Origin of the sequence: Acinetobacter sp. TUM15064, assembly GCF_008980265.1 — a bacterium.
GTDB lineage: Bacteria > Pseudomonadota > Gammaproteobacteria > Pseudomonadales > Moraxellaceae > Acinetobacter.
The window spans coordinates 16,052-35,418 of sequence record NZ_BKFU01000038.1 but is presented as its reverse complement, the minus strand read 5'-3'; the positions used below and the strand labels follow the sequence as shown (position 1 = coordinate 35,418).

16 protein-coding genes are annotated in these 19,367 nt (G+C 41.8%); 7 read left to right on the top strand and 9 right to left on the bottom strand.

Annotation, left to right across the window (positions count from 1 at the left end):
• Window positions 1–90: 90 nt before the first annotated feature.
• The 6 genes from GBI16_RS11900 to GBI16_RS11875 form a co-directional block, all read right to left on the bottom strand.
• Complete coding sequence (locus tag GBI16_RS11900; RefSeq protein WP_151707141.1) at window positions 91–444, bottom strand: multidrug efflux SMR transporter; 354 nt, start codon at window positions 442–444, stop codon at window positions 91–93.
• Between the two features lie 105 nt (window positions 445–549).
• On the bottom strand, window positions 550–1,035 hold the full coding sequence (locus GBI16_RS11895; RefSeq protein ID WP_086208836.1) for a DUF934 domain-containing protein: 486 nt from the start codon (window positions 1,033–1,035) through the stop codon (window positions 550–552).
• Window positions 1,028–2,671 carry a nitrite/sulfite reductase gene (locus GBI16_RS11890; RefSeq protein WP_086208837.1) on the bottom strand — a complete coding sequence of 548 codons (1,644 nt, stop codon included), beginning with the start codon at window positions 2,669–2,671 and terminating at the stop codon, window positions 1,028–1,030. The genes GBI16_RS11895 and GBI16_RS11890 overlap by 8 nt, the downstream gene beginning before the upstream one ends.
• Window positions 2,672–3,051: 380 nt before the next feature.
• A complete protein-coding gene (locus tag GBI16_RS11885; protein WP_151707140.1) occupies window positions 3,052–5,454 on the bottom strand; it encodes a glucose/quinate/shikimate family membrane-bound PQQ-dependent dehydrogenase in 2,403 nt (800 codons plus the stop codon).
• A gap of 183 nt (window positions 5,455–5,637) precedes the next feature.
• The gene (locus GBI16_RS11880) at window positions 5,638–6,915 is read right to left on the bottom strand and encodes a carbohydrate porin (RefSeq protein WP_119063707.1); all 1,278 of its coding nucleotides are present in this window, start codon (window positions 6,913–6,915) and stop codon (window positions 5,638–5,640) included.
• Between the two features lie 121 nt (window positions 6,916–7,036).
• A complete protein-coding gene (locus tag GBI16_RS11875; protein ID WP_086208840.1) occupies window positions 7,037–8,155 on the bottom strand; it encodes a CaiB/BaiF CoA-transferase family protein in 1,119 nt (372 codons plus the stop codon).
• Window positions 8,156–8,366: 211 nt separating this feature from the next.
• On the opposite strand from GBI16_RS11875, the gene GBI16_RS11870 reads away from it, so the two are divergent.
• The 4 genes from GBI16_RS11870 to GBI16_RS11855 all read left to right on the top strand — a co-directional run bounded on the left by GBI16_RS11870 (window position 8,367) and on the right by GBI16_RS11855 (window position 13,805).
• Window positions 8,367–9,377 (top strand): AraC family transcriptional regulator, encoded by a 1,011-nt coding sequence (locus GBI16_RS11870; RefSeq protein ID WP_086208841.1) that lies wholly within the window; start codon window positions 8,367–8,369, stop codon window positions 9,375–9,377.
• Window positions 9,378–9,565: 188 nt separating this feature from the next.
• Entirely contained in the window at window positions 9,566–10,771 is a 1,206-nt protein-coding gene (locus tag GBI16_RS11865; protein ID WP_151707139.1) for an acetyl-CoA C-acetyltransferase, read from the top strand.
• A gap of 360 nt (window positions 10,772–11,131) precedes the next feature.
• Complete coding sequence (locus GBI16_RS11860) at window positions 11,132–13,276, top strand: 3-hydroxyacyl-CoA dehydrogenase NAD-binding domain-containing protein (protein ID WP_151707138.1); 2,145 nt, start codon at window positions 11,132–11,134, stop codon at window positions 13,274–13,276.
• 187 nt (window positions 13,277–13,463) lie between these two features.
• The gene (locus GBI16_RS11855) at window positions 13,464–13,805 is read left to right on the top strand and encodes a hypothetical protein (RefSeq protein WP_114837568.1); all 342 of its coding nucleotides are present in this window, start codon (window positions 13,464–13,466) and stop codon (window positions 13,803–13,805) included.
• Window positions 13,806–13,835: 30 nt separating this feature from the next.
• On the opposite strand, the gene GBI16_RS11850 is transcribed toward GBI16_RS11855, so the two are convergent.
• Window positions 13,836–14,270 carry a GNAT family N-acetyltransferase gene (locus tag GBI16_RS11850; RefSeq protein WP_151707137.1) on the bottom strand — a complete coding sequence of 145 codons (435 nt, stop codon included), beginning with the start codon at window positions 14,268–14,270 and terminating at the stop codon, window positions 13,836–13,838.
• A 60-nt stretch (window positions 14,271–14,330) separates the two neighbouring features.
• Window positions 14,331–15,545, bottom strand: coding sequence for an SAM-dependent methyltransferase (locus GBI16_RS11845; RefSeq protein WP_151707136.1), 1,215 nt, complete (start codon window positions 15,543–15,545; stop codon window positions 14,331–14,333).
• A 109-nt stretch (window positions 15,546–15,654) separates the two neighbouring features.
• On the opposite strand from GBI16_RS11845, the gene GBI16_RS11840 reads away from it, so the two are divergent.
• The 3 genes from GBI16_RS11840 to GBI16_RS11830 all read left to right on the top strand — a co-directional run bounded on the left by GBI16_RS11840 (window position 15,655) and on the right by GBI16_RS11830 (window position 18,328).
• Window positions 15,655–16,296: a hemolysin III family protein gene (locus tag GBI16_RS11840; protein WP_151707135.1), complete on the top strand. Its 642-nt coding sequence runs from the start codon at window positions 15,655–15,657 to the stop codon at window positions 16,294–16,296.
• A 145-nt stretch (window positions 16,297–16,441) separates the two neighbouring features.
• The gene (locus GBI16_RS11835; protein ID WP_110973896.1) at window positions 16,442–17,758 is read left to right on the top strand and encodes an MFS transporter; all 1,317 of its coding nucleotides are present in this window, start codon (window positions 16,442–16,444) and stop codon (window positions 17,756–17,758) included.
• Between the two features lie 141 nt (window positions 17,759–17,899).
• On the top strand, window positions 17,900–18,328 hold the full coding sequence (locus tag GBI16_RS11830) for a hypothetical protein (protein ID WP_151707134.1): 429 nt from the start codon (window positions 17,900–17,902) through the stop codon (window positions 18,326–18,328).
• 7 nt (window positions 18,329–18,335) lie between these two features.
• On the opposite strand, the gene GBI16_RS11825 is transcribed toward GBI16_RS11830, so the two are convergent.
• On the bottom strand, window positions 18,336–19,346 hold the full coding sequence (locus GBI16_RS11825; RefSeq protein WP_086208850.1) for a metallophosphoesterase: 1,011 nt from the start codon (window positions 19,344–19,346) through the stop codon (window positions 18,336–18,338).
• Between the last annotated feature and the right edge of the window lie 21 nt (window positions 19,347–19,367).

Sequence of the window (19,367 nt, the reverse complement as noted above, 5' to 3'; positions counted from 1 at the left end):
CTTTTTTAAAAAGTTTAACATTTTATTTTTTAATGAAAGAATTTTATTTTTATAACAAATTATGAAATAGCTGTCATTCACTGTCGATTATCAGACATCAATATTTGAGAATTGCGCAATAATAGTGAGCCCCACGGTAATAAAACCGATACCAACCCATCCTGCCAGATCTATATTTTGTCCTAAAAATGTCTTGGCCAGTAGTGCTGTGGCGATGACACCAATACCAGACCACAGCACATATAAAATGCCTGCTTGCATAAATTTTAAAGCATAGGCAGCGCATGCAAAAGAAATCATGTACAGCACTAGCGCAATGCCTTGATCCAATTTATTGACCAAGCCATTGCCTTTTGCAGAGTAAAAAGTCGAAAGCACATCTGTAGCAATAGCGATGAGTAGCCAAATAACACCAGGATTAATCTTTGCAAAGAGTGCCATCATGTCAAATTTTCCTGCTTTTTTTCTTCAATTTGTTCATCAAAAATGCTGCGTATAAATACAAAAAAGCTGGACTAAAGTCCAGCTTTTCAATGCTTGCCTAAAAATTTAAGCGCCTGTTTGATAACTGGCTTGAGCAACGGCTGTTGATGCTTGATACGGATTTCTAAAATCATTTAAACCCGCTGCTGCTTCAAGAATGTCTTTGCCTTCTTTAACAACAAAGGTATCAAAGCCTGAACGTTTCATGTAGTTCAAGACATCTTTAAACACATCACCTGTTGCGCGTAGTTCGCCTTGGAAACCTTGACGGCGTAATAGCGCTGCAAATGAATAGCCACGACCATCGTTAAAACCAGCAAAATCAATAAATATGGCATCTAGCTGATCTAAAGGGAACTCATGCGTTTCAGGTGAAGCATCGACTGTCACCAGTAGTGCTTTTTTACCCGAAACTTGAGCCAATTGATCTAACTGCTCAACCGTTAAAACCACATCACCTTGTGGTAAAACACCATCTTCACCAATCACTTGGTAAGTGTTGTCGGCAATCGTGCCATCTTTAGAGAGGACTTGTAGTGCTGTATTAAGCATATGCACGCTCCTTAAAGGGTTGGATGCCCACACGGCGATAAGTTTCAATGAATTCTTCACCCTCATTTCGAAGGTCAAGATAGGTATTTAAAATTTCTTCAACGATGTCTGGTACCACTTCAGCTGCAAATGATGGGCCTAAGATATCGCCAATCGAAGCATCATGGTCTGCATTACCACCCAAAGTGATTTGGTAGAACTCAGCACCTTTTTTGTCTACACCTAAAATACCAATGTTGCCCACATGGTGATGACCACATGCATTCATACAACCTGAAATATTCAGATCCAGTTTGCCGAGGTTATAAATGGTATCTAAGTCATCAAAACGACGTGAAATCGCTTCAGAAATAGGAATTGATTTTGCATTTGCCAATGAACAGAAGTCACCGCCTGGGCAGCAGATAATATCTGTTAAGAAACCAATGTGCGCACGTGCTAGATTGTTTTTCTCAAGAATAGTCCAAAGCTCAAACAAATCTTTCTGAGGCACATCGACCAAAGAAATATTTTGCTCATGCGTGGTCCGCAATTCACCAAAGGTGTATTTGTCTGCAAGATCTGCAATCAAATTCATTTCTTCCGTGGTCACGTCACCCGGTGCAATACCTGTACGCTTCAACGAAATCGTTACAATACGGTAGCCCTTCACTTTGTGAGCATTGGTATTGATATTGAACCACTGTTTGAATTTTGGATGCGTAGCAAACTGTTCAGAAAAATCTTCATCTGCATAATCTTGATAATCAAACGGTATAAATTCTTCGTCTAATTTCTGCAAAATTTCAGGCTGAATCTTTAAAGTTTTAATGGTATGCGCAAACTCAGCTTCGACTTTTTCAGCAAAGACTTGAGGAGTTAACGCTTTCACTAAAATTTTAATACGTGCTTTGTATTTGTTATCACGGCGACCGTGTAAGTTATAAACACGTAGTACGGCTTCTAAATAAGCAATCAGGTCTTCACGTGGCAAGAAATCACGAATGAAACTACCAATTACAGGGGTACGACCTAAGCCACCACCGACTTTAATTTTATAGCCGATCTCACCCGCTTCATTTTTAACGATATACACCCCAATATCATGGAATGAGGTCGCTGCACGATCGGTTTCTTCAAGTGCTGATACAGCAATCTTGAACTTACGTGGTAAGAAAGCAAATTCTGGGTGGAAGGTTGACCATTGACGGATCAATTCACACGTTGGACGTGGGTCAGCCACTTCACCTGCAACCACACCTGCATATTGATCTGTAGTCGTGTTACGAATACAGTTACCTGAAGTTTGGATCGCATGCATTTGTACCGAAGCAAGCTCTTGAAGCATGTCTGGAACATTTTCTAGCGCAGGCCAGTTAAACTGAATATTCTGACGGGTTGAAACGTGCGCATAACCACGGTCAAACTCAGTTGCAAGTTCTGCAACTTTGCGCAATTGCGTTGAGTTCATTAAGCCATAAGGCACAGCAATACGTAACATTGGCGCATAGCGTTGTACATAGAGACCATTTTGAAGACGTAATGGGCGGTACTCATCTTCAGTGAGTTTTCCAGCTAAATAACGTTCCGTTTGGTCACGGAACTGTGCAACACGTTCATTGATCAGTTGCTGATCGAAATCAGTATATAAATACATGGCGTACAGCTAGTAGTTTCATTATAACGGCTGACAGCATAACGAGATTTAAACTATCAACAAAATGCGTTTTTTACATATTTCATAGCTGTTTTATTGATAAGGATAAGTAGATGTGCTGTTTGTCCCTAATCCTAAAGGTTTTTTCTGATTAAAGTATTTTTTATTAGATACTTATACATTATTCAGCTAACCTCATTCAGGCTATCATATACACACAAACCAATGCATTGCTACCGCATAAATTTTAAACCCGACTTTCTGGGCAGATCTCAATTTTTCTATTGCTTCCTCGTTCTCACTTTACCCTTTTAAACTGACTGCACATAAAAATAGCCTGACGAATCAGGCTATTTGAAAGTTTAAATGACTACAGCAAATTATTTTGCATCTGGTAAGGCATACGCCACCAAAGCATCTCCCATCTTGGTGCCAAATGAACCATGACCACCTGCCATAATGACCACATACTGTTTACCATTGGCTTCATAGGTCATTGGTGTAGCTTGACCACCCGCTGGTAGACGACCTTTCCACAGTTCATCACCATTGGTCACGTTGATGGCACGGATATAATTATCCTGCGTACCACCGACAAACATCACATTACCCGCAGTTGAGATTGAACCACCAAGCATAGGCACCCCCATTTTAAATGGTGGCAATTGAATCCCCGGTAAGCTGTCGCGGATCGTACCAATACGACGTTTCCATGCAACTTCATGAGTATTTAAATCCACACCTGCCACAAAGCCCCAAGCAGGCTGTTTACATGGCAAGCCAAATGGAGACAAGAACGCACTGATTTCAACACCATAAGGCACACCATACATCGGTTGCACACCCGCTTCAGTGCCTGCACCTTTGGCTGTTTTCGGACGGTTTGGATCGGCTGGAATAAGCTTAGACACAAACGGCAAACCGATTGGGTTCATCACCGCGATTTGGCGGTCAGGGTTAACAGACATACCACCCCATTCGAATACACCCAAGTTGCCCGGGAAAACCAAAGTTCCGTTTTCTGAAGGTGGGGTATAAATACCGTCATAGTTCAGTTTGTGGAAAGACACACGGCACATCAACTGGTCAAACATGGTTGCGCCCCACATTTGCTTATCTGTCAATTTCTCTTTTGGCGCAAGATCAAAGTCAGAGAAAGGTTGTGTCGCAGAATAACGCTCACCTTTGGTTTGTGGCCCACGTTTCACTGTTTGTGGTACAGGTTTTTCCGTAATTGGAACAATGGCTGCACCAGTACGACGGTCTAGAACAAAGGCATTACCTGTTTTCGTTAACACGTAAATGGCAGGAACCATTTTGCCTGACTTGTCTTTAATGTCCGTCAATGTCGGCTGTGATGGTACATCCATATCCCACAAATCATGATGCGTAGTTTGGAAATTCCACACCAACTTACCTGTTGAGGCATTCAGTGCCAGCATTGAGTTGGCATAACGCTCATGTAATTCGGTACGGTTACCGCCCCAAATATCTGGCGTACCCACACCCGTTGGAATGTAAACGATATCCAAGGCTGCATCATAGGCTAATGGTGCCCATGCATTCGGTGAGTTTTGAACATACTTTTGACCCGGAGCTGGAATCGCGTTCGGATCTTCGGCACCTGTATCAAACACCCACAACAATGCACCCGTATTCACATCATAACCACGAATCACACCTGAAGGTTCTTCAGTTGAATAGTTATCTGTGGTTGAACCCGCAATAATAATCGTCGTGCCTGTGACCACAGGTGGTGAAGTTGGGATATAACCGCCCGGATAAGGGAATGGCATATCTTTTTGTAAGTCGACTTCACCATTTTTACCAAAGTCCGTACAACGCTCACCAGTATCAGCATTGATGGCAACCAAACGACCATCATTCACTGGCAAGATCACTTTACGTGGGCACAACTCAGACGATGACTTTTTATGTTGCAAGCTGGCTTCAAAACCAACTGTATTGTTCGCATCATAATAAGACACGCCACGACAGGTTAAATGTTGGAAAGTATTGTCCGATTTCAACTTCGGATCAAAAGTCCATTTCGCCTTACCTGTAGCTGGGTCGAGGGCAACCAGTTTTTGGTGCGTGGTACAGATATACATATTGTCCCCAACTTTAATTGGGGTGACTTGATTGGTGGTTTCACCAGAGTCATTTTCTGTTTTAAAGTCACCTGTGTTATAGGTCCAAGCCACTTTTAAATCTTTAACATTCTCAGAATTAATTTGCGTTAAAGGAGAATAACGCAAACCAGACTGAGTACGGCCATAAGCAGGCCAGTCGCCATCCGCAACACCCGGAATGGACTGTGCGGTTGCAGGTTGCTTGCTGCTCAGTTCACCTCGAATTTCTTGAGGATCATTAAATACAGCATAGATCATCACTGCAATGGTAATTGCCAATGAACCTGTTAAAGCAATTTTTGCACCTTTAGCGTTGTCAAAGCCACGTGTGACCGCAGGAATGAGTAACCATAATCCAAATAAACCAAGGATATCTAGACGTGGTGCCAAGGCAAAGAAGTCAGAACCCACTTCCCATAGGCCCCACACCACTGTACCCAAGACCAACAAGGCATAAACGATTAATGCCGTACTTTTTAATTTTTGCAGTAGCACTGCAGTCGCGATGAAGAGTAACCCTGCAATGATGTAGTACCAAGACCCACCAAGCACTGCAAGATAAATCCCTCCTATCAGCAGGACTAAACCAAAGATCACAGCAATCACAGCTGTAAAAGTTTTAAGTCCTGAACCTGAAGACGGAGTACTCATATTGACCACCTTTTTCTTAGATTCTGTTAAAAGCTCATATCATTTCAACATTGATATAAGCACCTAGACAGTTTTTAGATTTTAAGTATCTGTCCAAACGACTTATTTCAAACAGTTTTATGCTTTGAATAACCATAAACGTATTTATCAACCTTGTTGAACAAATACTTATAGATCTAGAAACTAAAATGCAGTCTGGAATTTAATTCCGCCGACCCATGCATTTTCACCATTTTTATATGCGCCCACATGGCGAATATATTGGATATTGGGACGAATGGTTAACCAGTTGGCTGCATGAATACCGTAGTAAATCTCGGCATCATATTCTTCACTTTGTAAGCCACGGGCATCAACGCTGTTATTGGCAATATTCGCCTCATTCACGTCATCATTGATGCTAATACGCCCCAAGCCAATCGCAATTTCATCTTGTGGACGTGCATCAAAAGCGCCTTTATAGACCAAACCTATGTTCTGCATGTCGCGAACCGTATTGGTGTCTGAGTCATGTAGCGTGAGATTTACAAAGCCTGTTAAACCACGTGTAGCATCATCGTGATGTGCTGTGAGTTGTTGCTTGGCAACCACCCAGCCCCCTTGTTTATGTGAAGTTTGCTGCGGGTTTTGAATATTTGTGGCGTCTGCCGAACTGTAGTAATAACCCGCACGATATTCACCGGGTAATTTTTCAGTTCCTAACTGAGGAGACCACACTACTTCAGCAGGAAGAATCGCGCCATGCGAACCATCAGTACTTAAGTTCCAGCCTTTGCCACGCTCTAAGTTTTCAGGGTTATATTCATATACCCCAACTTGTGCATATAGCTCAGGACGGATATTGTATTTAACCCGCGCAGCCCACTGACTGACAGGCCAGTTGTACCATTGGTCACCGACCCAGTTACCAACTTGAGAGCCACACAGTGCAAGATTCTGGAAATCACAATCGAAACTGTTGAAGTCTTCACCTTCACCAAAACGACCGACTTTGATGTCCAACTTTTGATCCATGAACTTTTTCTTAATCCACAAATCCGTTAAACGCCACGTTTGTCCACGTCCCCACACTTCTTGAGTAGAACTTAAATGTCCATCTAAAGCATCGGAAGTTTGAGAAAGTGAACGTCCATTACGCTCAGTAATGGTGATTTGAGCCTCAGTATCCTGCCAACCCAAAATTTTGTCTAAATCGAAGTGCGTACCAAATGCAAACTGGTCTGCATATTCAGTACCATGATTTGAAGAACGTGAAGCATCGAGTAAAGTTGCCATCTCACCCGTATAACCAAAGCTAAAATCGTAGCCTTTTTCTTGCAATGCGGTGCGTTGACCATTCCAATCACCGAGCATCCAAGGGCTTTGTACCTCGAATGCATTTGCAGCATATACAGTTTGCAGGCAACAGCTGAGTGTTAATAAACTCACCGTTAAACACCAACTTCTATTACATTTATTCATAATTGGTGACCTTTCTTACAATTTTACAACCAATTGATATGATACTTGCTATTTGTATAAAGACCCATTGTTTTTGTTAGATTATTGTTTTAAAACTGGTTAAATTATCGCTATATGATATTTACAAAGAGTCAAAACCCAAAGATTTCCCTATAAATTCATACCTTATTTTTGAACGTGAAAACTTGATTGGACAAGCTAATTGTTGTTCGCTTTTTGTACTCCCCTCTTCTAAAGGCACAGCAACAATCCATTTTCGGTCTCTTGCCAGTTGCGAATCGAGTGCTTCATCCAGCTTCAATACAGGCTCAACACAGACATCCCGTGACTGAAAAATTGCGTTCCATACAGCAAAATCTTGGGTTTTAATCTTGGCTTTTATCGCTTGTTTCACCACCTGACGGTCGTCAGTTGCCAGTGAGGCGCCTTTTTCAGCCACAATCGGCAACTCTAAAATTTCTGCCAGTCCGTGTAAAAACTGTGGCTCTAAACTCCCAATCGACAAATAGCGGCCATCTTGCGTTTCATAATAGTCATAAAAAGTCGCACCATTGAGATAGCTTTGCTCCGGCCCTTGCTTTTCCTGTCCTGCTAAGCTCGCCGCTGCAGCCATGCTACTGAGCCCCACCACACAGTCAGTCATAGAGATATCAATATACTGCCCTATGCCACTACGCTGCCTTTCGATCACAGCTGCGAGTATTCCTATCACGCTATGTAATGACCCGCCTGCAATATCCGCAATTTGAATTCCCAAAGGAGGAGGACCACTATGCTGTCGACCGCTATGTCCTGCGATCCCAGACAAAGCCACATAGTTGATATCGTGCCCTGCTTTATTTTGATATAAACCTGTTTGCCCATAACCCGTAATGGAACAATAGATCAAGCGCGGATTAATTTCAGATAAAGTTTGATAGTCAAGTCCCAGTCTTTGCATTACCCCCGGGCGGAATTGCTCAATCACAATGTCATAGTCTGAAATTTTCGACTTGATCAGTTCAATATTGGCAGGATCTTTTAAATCCAGTGCTACAGAATGCTTATTTCGGTTGAGATAACTGTGTGCTGTGGCCTGTCCATTGGCATAAGGTGGCATTAAACGGATCAGATCAGGTCGAGTTGGAGACTCGATGTGGATCACTTCTGCACCTAAGTCTGCCAAATACATTGTTGCAAACGGTCCCGGTAAAAGTGTAGAAAAATCGAGAACTTTCAATCCTTTCAATGCCATATCCATGCTACTTTTTACTCTTTTTATGTTGATTTTTTAGCTATTTTAGAAATATAAAAGCAACAAAACAATGTCATGTTCAGCCATTTACCTTGATCATTTCGGCAATTTAACATGTAAAAAGGCAAAAAACTTTAGTGTAAATTGCCTAAACTTATTTTTTTAGCGTCATTTAGGTCAAACGCAAGTGAATATAAAAGAGACTGAAGGATTAAATATGAGCCGTGATACCATTAGTATCCATTTCGTCAATGCGGCTTTAACTGGCGTAAAACGTCTCGGCATGGATGTCGAAACATTACTTTCTCACGTTGGCATTGAGGCAGAACTGCTGCGTCAGCCTAAAGCCCGTATTTCTCCAGAACAATATACTCGCTTCGTTAAAATGTTATGGATGGTGACCCAAGACGAACATGTTGGTTTTGACAAACAACCACGTCGTCTAGGTACATTTGCCATCATGTGCCAGTTGATTATTCATGCCAAGACCTTAGGGGATGCTTTAGAACTGTCTTCACAGTTTTATAAGCTCTTTGGTGATGAATGGTCGGTGACATTAGAGCGCGACAAGCACGAAGCACGTCTCGTTCCTCAGATTCCAAAATCAATGGACCCAGATCACTTTATCACTGAAAGTATGTTGATGATTTGGCATGGTCTTGCTTCTTGGTTGATTGAACGTCGTTTACCACTTGAACGTGTACATTTTGGCTATGAACGTCCTGCACATGCAGATGAATATGATGCCTTATTCTTCGCACCTGTGATGCAGTTCGATATGCCGCGTACAGAAATCACTTTTGCCGCAGATTATTTGGACTTACCAATTCGTCAGAATGAAGAAACGTTAGAAGAGTTCTTAAAAGCCGCTCCTGCACAGTTGTTAGTGAAATTTAAAAACACCAACTCCCTCACTTCACGTATTCGTGATGTGTTGAAAAGTCAAATTGGTGAGGAAATGCCAACGCTGAACGATGTGGCTTCCATGTTGTATTTATCTCCTCAAACGTTGCGTCGTCGCTTAGCGGCTGAAGGTAAAAGTTACCAAGGCGTGAAAGATGCATTACGTCGTGATGCCGCGATTCACCTGCTGTTAAATCCGGGTTTGACGTTGGAAGATGTGGCACAACAAGTGGGCTTTAGTGAAACCAGCACCTTCCACCGTGCCTTTAAAAAATGGACAGGCGTCACACCTGGTTTATATCGCCAACTACACGGTTATCACTAATTTTTTAGTTTGACGACGGTTCGGCACATTGCTAAACCCAAGATTTCGATCTTGGGTTTTTTTATGCCCTAAACTCAGGCTATTGGCAAAAATCTTCATCTAGCCTGACCCGTTCTAGTCATTGCATCACGGCGATTAATTTGTACACTCAAGGACATAACAACTTAAAAGTGATAAAAGGAACAGCTATGAGCGAGGCTTATATCATTGATGCCATTCGCACACCACGCGGAAAGGGAAAGAAAGATGGTTCACTTTATGAAGTGAAACCTATTACATTGCTGACCACATTATTGAATGAACTCAAAGATCGTCATCATTTAGATACGTCTAAAGTCGATGACATAGTCTTGGGTTGTGTCACACCAATAGCTGATCAAGGCGGTGATATTGCGAAAACTGCGGCAATTGCAGCAGGTTGGGACAATGATGTTGCGGGTGTACAAATCAATCGCTTTTGTGCGTCAGGTTTAGAAGCAGTCAATATGGCGGCTCAAAAAGTACGTTCAGGTTGGGAGGATGTGGTTGTTGCTGGTGGCGTAGAGTCGATGTCACGTATCCCAATGGGTTCCGATGGTGGGCCATGGGCATTAGACCCTGAAACCAATTTAAAATCACATTTTGTTCCGCAAGGGATTGGTGCTGATTTAATTGCAACATTGGATGGTTATACGCGCTCAGATGTTGATGGTTTTGCAGCAAATTCTCAGCGTAAAGCGGCGGCGGCGCAAGCTGCAGGTTATTTTAATCAATCAGTCATCGCCATCAAAGATAAAGCAGGCGTAATCATTTTAGATCAAGATGAATTTATTAAACCAACCACAACAGCAGAAGGTTTAGCAAAGCTCAATCCAAGTTTTGAAATGATGGGGGCAATGGGGTTTGATGCGATTGCATTACAACAATATCCAGAAGCGCAAAAAATTAACCATGTGCATCACGCAGGAAACTCATCAGGTATTGTCGATGGGGCTGCACTTGTACTACTTGCTTCTGAGAAAGCGGTCAAAGAACAAGGTTTAAAACCACGTGCCAAAGTCTTGGCGACAGCATTAGTCGGTTCGGATCCAACCATTATGCTGACTGGGCCTGCACCTGCTGCTCGTAAAGCATTGGCAAAAGCAGGCTTAACGATTGACGATATTGATCTCTTTGAAGTCAATGAAGCTTTTGCATCTGTGGTGATGCGTTTTATGACGGAATTAAAAGTGCCAAGCGATAAAGTCAATGTAAATGGTGGCGCAATTGCGATGGGGCATCCATTGGGTGCGACGGGTGCAATGATTCTCGGAACCTTACTGGATGAATTAGAGCGTCAAGGTAAAAAGCGTGGTTTGGCAACATTATGTGTGGGTGGTGGCATGGGTATTGCGACCATTATTGAGTTGGTATAACCACCTAAACTTTATTGAGCATTTGATACACAAATAAGTCATACGCAACCTGAGCAAGCCAAAGCGGCTAAAGCTTTGGTGTAGCGCAAGACAAACAAAGTGCGTAGTTCATGCTCAAGCATAGCTTTCGCCTTGCGGTACGGCAAAGATTATTAATCTTTGCCGTACCTCAGGTTTTGCGTATGACAATGGTTTTGCCTACTTTTGCCGAATGAGAAACAACGTTTCGCAAGGTAGGTCGAACCGAAGGTTAAACCCGAAATTAAAATAAATTTGGAATGACTCTGTGATGCTACAAAATTATACAACTACGCAGACACATACATTTCAAATTCAAAAAATCATTTGGATAAAAATTTTATGAGTGCAATTCAATATTTAAAAAATGACGATGGCATTATTATTCTGACTTTAGATTCCCCGAATCAATCAGCAAATACCATGAATGCAGATTTCCGTGTCGCTTTAGAAAATATTGTTTCTAAACTGAAATCTGAAACGTCAATTACTGGGATTATTTTCCGTTCAGCGAAGAAAACCTTCTTTGCAGGCGGTGATTTAGATGAATTGATTCAAGCACGACCTGAAGATGCCACACCATTTTTTGAAATGGTTCAGAAAATGAAAACCGAGTTTCGTTATATCGAAACTTTAGGTGTACCTGTTGTAGCAGCATTGAATGGTACGGCTTTGGGGGGCGGTTGGGAAATTGCTTTAGGTTGTCATGCACGTATCGCATTGAATGATCCTAAAACAAAATTTGGTTTGCCAGAAGTGACTCTAGGTCTACTGCCGGGTGGTGGTGGTATCGTGCGTATGGTACGCCTTTTAGGTTTACAAAATGCTTTTCCTTTTTTAATGGAAGGTAAGCAGCTTGGTGTGGATAAAGCGAAATCTCTAGGTTTAATCCAAGACACGGCGGAAACACCTGAAGAATTGATGGATAAAGCGATTGCTTGGGTGAAAGCACATCCCCCATCCACAAAAGCATCACAACAGCCGTTTGATGTGAAAGGTTATAAAATTCCGGGTGGTGATCCTAAAACACCTGCGGTTGCGCAAATGCTGGCGATTGCCCCAGCAATGCTACGTGATAAAACCAAAGGATGCTATCCAGCGCCTGAAGCCATCATGGCGGCTGCGGTTGAAGGTGCACAGGTGGATGTGGATACAGCTCTGACCATTGAATCTCGTTATTTTACTTATCTTGCGACAGGTCAAATTTCAAAAAATATGATCGGCACTTTTTGGCATGGATTAAATGCAATTAAAGCAGGTGCGAATCGTCCTAAAGATGTTGCAAAATGGCAAGCGACCAAAGTGGGTGTGCTTGGTGCAGGGATGATGGGCGCAGGGATCGCTTATTCAACAGCAATTAAAGGTGTTGCTGTGGTATTGAAAGATACCTCTATTGAAAATGCAGAAAAAGGGAAAGCCTATAGCCAAAAACTGCTAGATAAAAAAGTATCACAAGGACGTATGACGGCTGAAAAGCGTGATCAGGTTTTAAGCTTGATTACTGCAACGGCATCTGCGGAAGATTTAAAAGGCTGTGATTTAATGATTGAAGCAGTATTTGAAAATCAAGAACTCAAAGCCAAAGTCACTCAAGAAGCTGAGACTTTCCTTGTGGATGGTGGTGTGATGGCTTCAAATACCTCGACATTACCGATTACAGGTTTGGCAAAAGCTTCGAAAGGTCAGGCAAATTTTATTGGCCTACATTTCTTTAGCCCAGTTGATAAAATGCAATTGGTTGAAATCATTAAAGGCAAAAACACTTCTGCTGAAACTTTGGCAAAAGCGTATGACTATGTACAGCAAATTGGTAAAACCCCGATTGTTGTGAATGATAGCCGTGGCTTCTTCACCAGTCGCGTATTTGGTACTTTTGTTCAGGAAGGTTTACGTTTACTGCATGAAGGTGTACACCCAGCTCGTATTGAAATGGCTGCGTTGAAAGCGGGGATGCCCGTTGGTCCATTGGCCATTCAAGATGAAGTTGCGTTGACTCTTTCTGAACATGTTGCCAATGAAACGCGTAAGGCATTGCAGGCCGAGGGTAAAGATTTACCACGCTCAGGTGCAGATGATGTGATTCAAACCATGATTCATGAATTCGGTCGTAAGGGTAAAGCTGCTGGTGCAGGTTTTTATGATTATCCTGAAAGTGGTAAGAAACAGCTTTGGGAGGGCTTGAGCCATTGGAAAAAAGAGATTGATATTTCTGAACAAGAAATGATAGACCGTTTCCTGTTTGTACAATCGCTAGATACGTTACGTTGTTATGAAGAAAATGTCCTTGAGTCTGTAATTGATGCCAATATCGGTTCGATCTTTGGGATTGGTTTTGCGCCGTGGACAGGTGGTGCGATCCAGTTTTTAAATCAATATGGTTTAGAGCAAGCTCTGCAACGTGCCAATCAGCTTGAAGCGAAATACGGTGAGCGTTTTAAAGCACCGCAATTACTCATTCAATCATTGCCATCTGGGCAAATCCATTAAAATGCTGACTTAAAAATCAGGGATCCATAGATCCCTTTTTTTATTCTCTTGGAGAAACCAATTAAAATACTGATTCATCTTTTAATTTTGACCTATCTTAGTGCATTATTTTCGCGCCGGAACTCATTTTTTGTGTTATAAAGTTACATCGTTTTAGATTTATTATTATTCAATTGGGCTGTTGCACATGACTGACAATACTTCTCCTGAAAAATCACCATGGGGTTGGAAAGCACTGATCATTGCTTTCATTTTAAGCGGATTTTTCTTAGGTTTCTTCTACCTTGCAGTAACCAATGAACCTGACTATATGCCAAGTCAGCAAGCTAAACAGAACACTCAACAACATGCTTTTAAAAATGCACCAGCTATGTCTGAAGAGTCAATGGCAAAAGCGCAGGCTGATAAAGTAGCGCGTGAAACAAGCAATCAAGCTGCTTCTGAAAATACAACCGAACATGCAACGGCTGAAGAACATAGTATGAGTGCCGATGAACATGCGCAGATGTCTTCTGAACATAGTCACTAATCTACATTAAAAAGAAAAAGCCCTGATTCATCAGGGTTTTTTCATAGACGATAAACGCATATCAATATGTGGAATACCACAGTCTAAATACACCTCACCCTCTTGTACAAAACCCAAAGCCTGATAAAACGCTTGTGCATGTACTTGAGAAGACAACACTAAAAATGGACGCTGTTGCTGTTGGGCGTATGCGATCACAGCCTGCATCAAAACCTTACCTATACCCAAACCTCGATGCGACTTTAAAACAGCAACACGACCAATACTATGATTCTGTAATAGCCTTGCCGTGGCGATAGCTTGATCTTGTTCATAGACGACAAAATGAACGGCGATTTCATCTTGCTCATCCCACTCATCTTCAGCAGCAATGTTTTGCTCTTGAATAAAGACCTGCTCACGAATCATTTTCGCAGCCTGTTGCAACTCATCCCATGTTCCGTGCACGATGTTTAGGCTTAGCATTTTCATTTTCCTTAAAAACAACATGAATATGTATCGTCCGATTCAACGACTACGGCTAAATCAGCACTTACACCCTACACCTTGCTGATCCCATTGATCATTCAACAACAGTTCCAGTGAATGCTTTTGAATGCCATACATCTCTTTCAAGGCTTGAATTTGTGCCAAGACAGCAACATCGGGCGCTTGATAATCCCTACGCTTGGTTGCCAAAATCATTTTATTCTTACTGGTATGCTCAAGTGCCACAAACTCAAACACTTTGGTTTCATAGCCATAGGCTTTAAGTAACAGCGCACGAATAGTATCGGTCAGCATTTCAGCTTGCTGACCTGCATGAATGCCAAATTGCAACATGGGTTGTAATACAAGCGGAGCTTTCAACTGTGGACGTAATTCTTTATGACAACACGGCGCGCACATGATCATTTCGGCATTTAAACGAATGCCCGTATGGATCGCAAAGTCAGTCGCGACATCGCATGCATGCAGCGCAATCATCACATCGAGACGTTCAGGTTGGTACGTCCGAACATCACCCTGAAAAAAATCAAGTTGCTGAAAATCCGACTTGTGTGCAACCTCCTGACAGAATTCCACCATCTTGCTGTTGAGCTCAACCCCAGTCACAAAAGGATTCAGATCTTGCTTTAGCAAATAATCATACAAAGCAAAAGTTAAGTAGCCTTTTCCAGAGCCAAAATCGACCACACGTAGTTGTTCAGGCAGTTGAATATGACTTAAAGCTCCTGAGAAAATTTCAACAAATTTATTAATCTGTTTCCACTTACGCGCCATACTAGGAATGATGTGCGCTTTTGCATCGGTAATGCCAAGCGGCTGTAAGAAATAACTGTCTTGATCGACAAAACGCTGCTTGATTCGATCATGTCCTTGCTGCTCTGCTACTTTAGCCTGCGTTTTATTTTTACTTTGGGTCAGCATGGCTTTCTTCTTGTTCTTTTTCAGTTGAAACTCTTGTTCAGTCGTCATCAAATTGGCTTGTTTACACTGTGCCAAAAGTTCAGTCACCGTTTCAAGTGCCAGATCTAAGGAATAGTTTTTAGTGACATCTTGAGTTTTATAACGATATAAACAACTCAATACTGACTGACCTTGCACAGTCACCAACCGAAATGTCATTTTTTCTAATTGTTGCATTTCCCCCTGATACTGGCTCAAAATCATCCGATCAAAACATTGAGATTCAAGCGCTTGCTGAAAGGCTTGAAGGAATTGCTGCTCTTGTACAGAGGAAGACACCGAAGTGGTCATAATAGAAACCAGAAAAAGAATTGCGATTAAATTTTAAAGCGTCTTACGCTAAATGCAAATTTGAATTACGATACAGTTGTATATTTTATAAAAACAAGCACGATTGCCTATGAACGCTCATCCAGTTGCAAACTACGATCCTGTCGAAGAACGAATCAATTTCATTAGCCATGCTATTGGTGCAGCTCTTGCACTCATAGCAGGAATATTATTGATTATCAAAGGGTCTTACTTAGAAACAGCGCAATGGATCGGGCTGTGGGTCTATGCTTTGAGTCTATTTTTATTGTTCACCGCATCAAGCTTATATCATTTTGCCGAATCGCCTGAGCGTCGAGGCTGGTATAAAAAATTAGATCACACTGCCATTTATTATCTAATTGCGGGCACCTATACCCCATTTTTGTCTATCGCACTACCCACACAAAAAGCACATTACCTGCTCATTGCACTTTGGGTGATTGCACTCATTGGTACACTATTCAAGTTAGTTTTCATCCATCGCTTTGAAAAAATCTCACTGATTGCCTATCTACTTATGGGATGGATGGCTGTGTTGGTTATGGATGATATGCAACGCTTTTTATCTAAACAAGCACTCACTTTTTTAATCATTGGTGGACTTTCCTACACCATCGGTGCATTGTTTTATGCGCTAAAAAAGGTAAGATACACTCACGCTATCTGGCATATTTTTGTATTGATCGGTGCAGGATCACATTTCTTGTCTATCTATCTTTACGTGATATAACCCGCACCTACTACATTTTTTAGCAACCCTAATCCCGTAGTTTGTCCGCAGGGTTTTCGTATTTTTTTAAGAAATTACGCCTTTTTTAAAAAGATTACGCTTTTAAAACTAAGTCTCATTATTTTTAGTAAGTGTAAGGTCTACCATGGCGTCATTAAATACTGCTGTTGCAGAACAACAGCAGCCTGTAAACTCAAAATTTCGCGTACTTACAGCCAGTCTCGTAGGTACCACAATCGAATTCTTCGATTTTTATATTTATGCGACTGCTGCAGTCATCATTTTTCCGTATTTGTTCTTTCCAGCAAGTACCGACCCGATGACCGCTACAATTCAGTCATTAGCAACCTTTGCGATTGCCTTTATTGCACGCCCGATTGGTGCTGCACTGTTTGGACATTTAGGTGATCGTATTGGTCGAAAAGCCACCTTAGTTGCCGCATTGCTAACCATGGGGCTTTCAACCGTATGTATTGGCTTGCTACCAACCTATGCACAAATTGGAATTGTTGCACCATTACTGCTTGCACTCTGTCGTTTAGGTCAAGGCCTCGGCTTAGGTGGTGAATGGTCAGGTGCGGTCTTGCTTGCCACAGAAAATGCACCTGAAGGTAAACGTGCTTGGTATGGTATGTTTCCACAGTTAGGTGCACCGATTGGCTTTATCTTGGCAACGGGTTCATTCTTGACACTCGGTCATTTCATGTCTGAAGAAACATTCATGACATGGGGTTGGCGTATTCCATTTATATCAAGTGCACTACTGGTGATTGTAGGACTGTGGATTCGTTTACAACTCCATGAAACCCCTGCGTTCCAGAAAGTTTTAGACAAGCAAAAAGAAGTTAATATTCCATTTAAAGAAGTAATCACCAAACACTGGGGTATGCTGATTTTAGGCACTATTGCTGCCATCTGTACCTTTGTTGTGTTCTACCTCACGACGGTCTTTGCTTTACAGTGGGGCACCAAACAACTGGGTTACACTCGTGAACAGTTCTTACAACTTCAATTGGTCGCAACACTCTGCTTTGCTGCGTTCATCCCTTTATCTGCAGTATTTGCAGAAAAGTTTGGTCGTAAAACAACGTCTATTGCTGTATGTATTGCTGCGGCATTGTTTGGTTTAGTGTTTTCTAGCATGTTGGAATCAGGCAATACCTTTGTTGTATTCTTATTCCTATGTATTGGTTTATCTATCATGGGTTTAACCTATGGGCCAATTGGTACCGTGCTCTCTGAAATTTTTCCAATATCGGTTCGCTATACAGGTTCAGCACTGACTTTTAACCTTGCTGGCATCTTTGGTGCTTCATTTGCGCCATTAATTGCAACAAAACTTGCAACCACTTATGGCCTACATGCTGTAGGTTACTACCTCACAGCTGCATCACTTCTGTCTTTATGTGCATTCTTAATGATCCGTGAGACCAAGAATGATGATGTAAACAATCAAATTTGACCCTAAGTTTGATATTTGAAACCAGCACAATGATGCTGGTTTTTTTATACCAATGCTTTAACAAACGCTACAAAAACCACCTTTAAAATTGCGCATATAACTTCAAAAATAAAGGTGAATACTGATGAATAGGACACAGAAATGGATGAAAAAATAGAACAACTCACCAAGGAACAACTCCTCGACGTCATCGTATTAGTTGAAGAAAACAAAATCATTCAAGCCATCCAATACATCGCAACACACACGGCTTTTCAATACGACGATGCCCAAGAAATCGTCACGGAGCTCACAAAACGTCATGATGCAGCACTAAAAAGTATGTATAACCACGAGCAACTTTACTCAGAAGATATCTCAACTGCAGAGTTAACAATAAATCGTCTTACTCCTCCGAAATTAACTCTCAAAGAAGATCAAACCCTGCAAAAATCACAACATAAAGATGTGAATAATAGTGACGTAACCCGAACACAAGGTATTCAAGCCTTACAGCCCAAAAACCACAAGCTGTGGATGATCTTGGCTGTGGTCATTTTGGTTTTAAGCTTTATTTTTTATTGGTTCTAGCTGAGCTTTAGATTAGCTCAATGATATCAATGGTCGGTGGGACCCGGAAGCGAAACGGTACACCCACCATACCTGTACCCACCGTAACAAACACATCTGCGTGTTCATGACGGTACAGGCCTTTCTTGTGCCCCAAGATCGACACCTTTTTCATCACAAAATCCGTTAACCACGGCAGTTCAACTTGGCCGCCATGCGTATGACCTGACAACATTAAAGGACGTGTTGGTAAAGAAGGCACCATATCGACCGTGTCAGGATTGTGCGATAAAATGACCCATGGCTTGTCCTGCGGTAAATGTGGCATAAAACGCATATCTGCCTTACCTGCCCACAAGTCACCGACCCCGATTAAGCGAAACTCATCAAATTCAACAATCTGCCCCTCTATATCAATGACATTGTTGACCTTCAAAGCATGTCTTAACAGGTTTTGAATCGGGGGACCTGGATACTGTTCATCATGGTTACCATTGACCGAATAGACGGGTGCATTAATTTCGCGTAGTACCTCTAACTCTTCCGCCAGTGTATTTTCAGGTTCATAGGTCCAGTCTCCAGCAATCACCACCAAATCAGGCTTTTGTTCATTCAGCCGTTTAACAATGGTTTTTAACTGACGTTCATGACCTGAAAACAAACCAATATGTAAATCGGCAACCAAAGCAATACGAACAGGTTTGAGTAATTTATAGTCCTCTTGGATTTGATACTGCATGGTTTTAACATGGACAAAATGCGGCTCAATAAAACGTGCATAACACAATAAGCCACTCACTAAAAAGACAAAAATTGCTTCATGCCATGAGTAATAACCTTGGATACCTGCGTATAAACTAAAGAAAAATAAAGGAATCAGTAAATAAGACAAATAAAAAGCCAATAAATGCACAAAGGCTTTAAACGGATGAATCGTCTCCGTATTGGTTTGACTGATCCATGCTTGATACACTGCCCAACCGGCAAGCAAGGCCATCGCAATATAAAAATAGAACACGACGGATTGTGTATTTAGCATAGACATTTACTCACAAACAGT

Bases quoted from the DNA above. Each gene is read 5' to 3' on its own strand.
- GBI16_RS11835 (WP_110973896.1), top strand. From the start codon at position 16,442: ATGGCGTCATTAAATACTGCTGTTGCAGAACAACAGCAGCCTGTAAAC.
- GBI16_RS11830 (WP_151707134.1), top strand. From the start codon at position 17,900: ATGGATGAAAAAATAGAACAACTCACCAAGGAACAACTCCTCGACGTC.
- GBI16_RS11865 (WP_151707139.1), top strand. From the start codon at position 9,566: ATGAGCGAGGCTTATATCATTGATGCCATTCGCACACCACGCGGAAAG.
- GBI16_RS11900 (WP_151707141.1), bottom strand. From the start codon at position 444: ATGATGGCACTCTTTGCAAAGATTAATCCTGGTGTTATTTGGCTACTC.
- GBI16_RS11840 (WP_151707135.1), top strand. From the start codon at position 15,655: ATGAACGCTCATCCAGTTGCAAACTACGATCCTGTCGAAGAACGAATC.
- GBI16_RS11880 (WP_119063707.1), bottom strand. From the start codon at position 6,915: ATGAATAAATGTAATAGAAGTTGGTGTTTAACGGTGAGTTTATTAACA.
- GBI16_RS11850 (WP_151707137.1), bottom strand. From the start codon at position 14,270: ATGCTAAGCCTAAACATCGTGCACGGAACATGGGATGAGTTGCAACAG.
- GBI16_RS11875 (WP_086208840.1), bottom strand. From the start codon at position 8,155: ATGGATATGGCATTGAAAGGATTGAAAGTTCTCGATTTTTCTACACTT.
- GBI16_RS11895 (WP_086208836.1), bottom strand. From the start codon at position 1,035: ATGCTTAATACAGCACTACAAGTCCTCTCTAAAGATGGCACGATTGCC.
- GBI16_RS11825 (WP_086208850.1), bottom strand. From the start codon at position 19,346: ATGCTAAATACACAATCCGTCGTGTTCTATTTTTATATTGCGATGGCC.
- GBI16_RS11885 (WP_151707140.1), bottom strand. From the start codon at position 5,454: ATGAGTACTCCGTCTTCAGGTTCAGGACTTAAAACTTTTACAGCTGTG.
- GBI16_RS11845 (WP_151707136.1), bottom strand. From the start codon at position 15,545: ATGACCACTTCGGTGTCTTCCTCTGTACAAGAGCAGCAATTCCTTCAA.
- GBI16_RS11855 (WP_114837568.1), top strand. From the start codon at position 13,464: ATGACTGACAATACTTCTCCTGAAAAATCACCATGGGGTTGGAAAGCA.
- GBI16_RS11860 (WP_151707138.1), top strand. From the start codon at position 11,132: ATGAGTGCAATTCAATATTTAAAAAATGACGATGGCATTATTATTCTG.
- GBI16_RS11870 (WP_086208841.1), top strand. From the start codon at position 8,367: ATGAGCCGTGATACCATTAGTATCCATTTCGTCAATGCGGCTTTAACT.
- GBI16_RS11890 (WP_086208837.1), bottom strand. From the start codon at position 2,671: ATGTATTTATATACTGATTTCGATCAGCAACTGATCAATGAACGTGTT.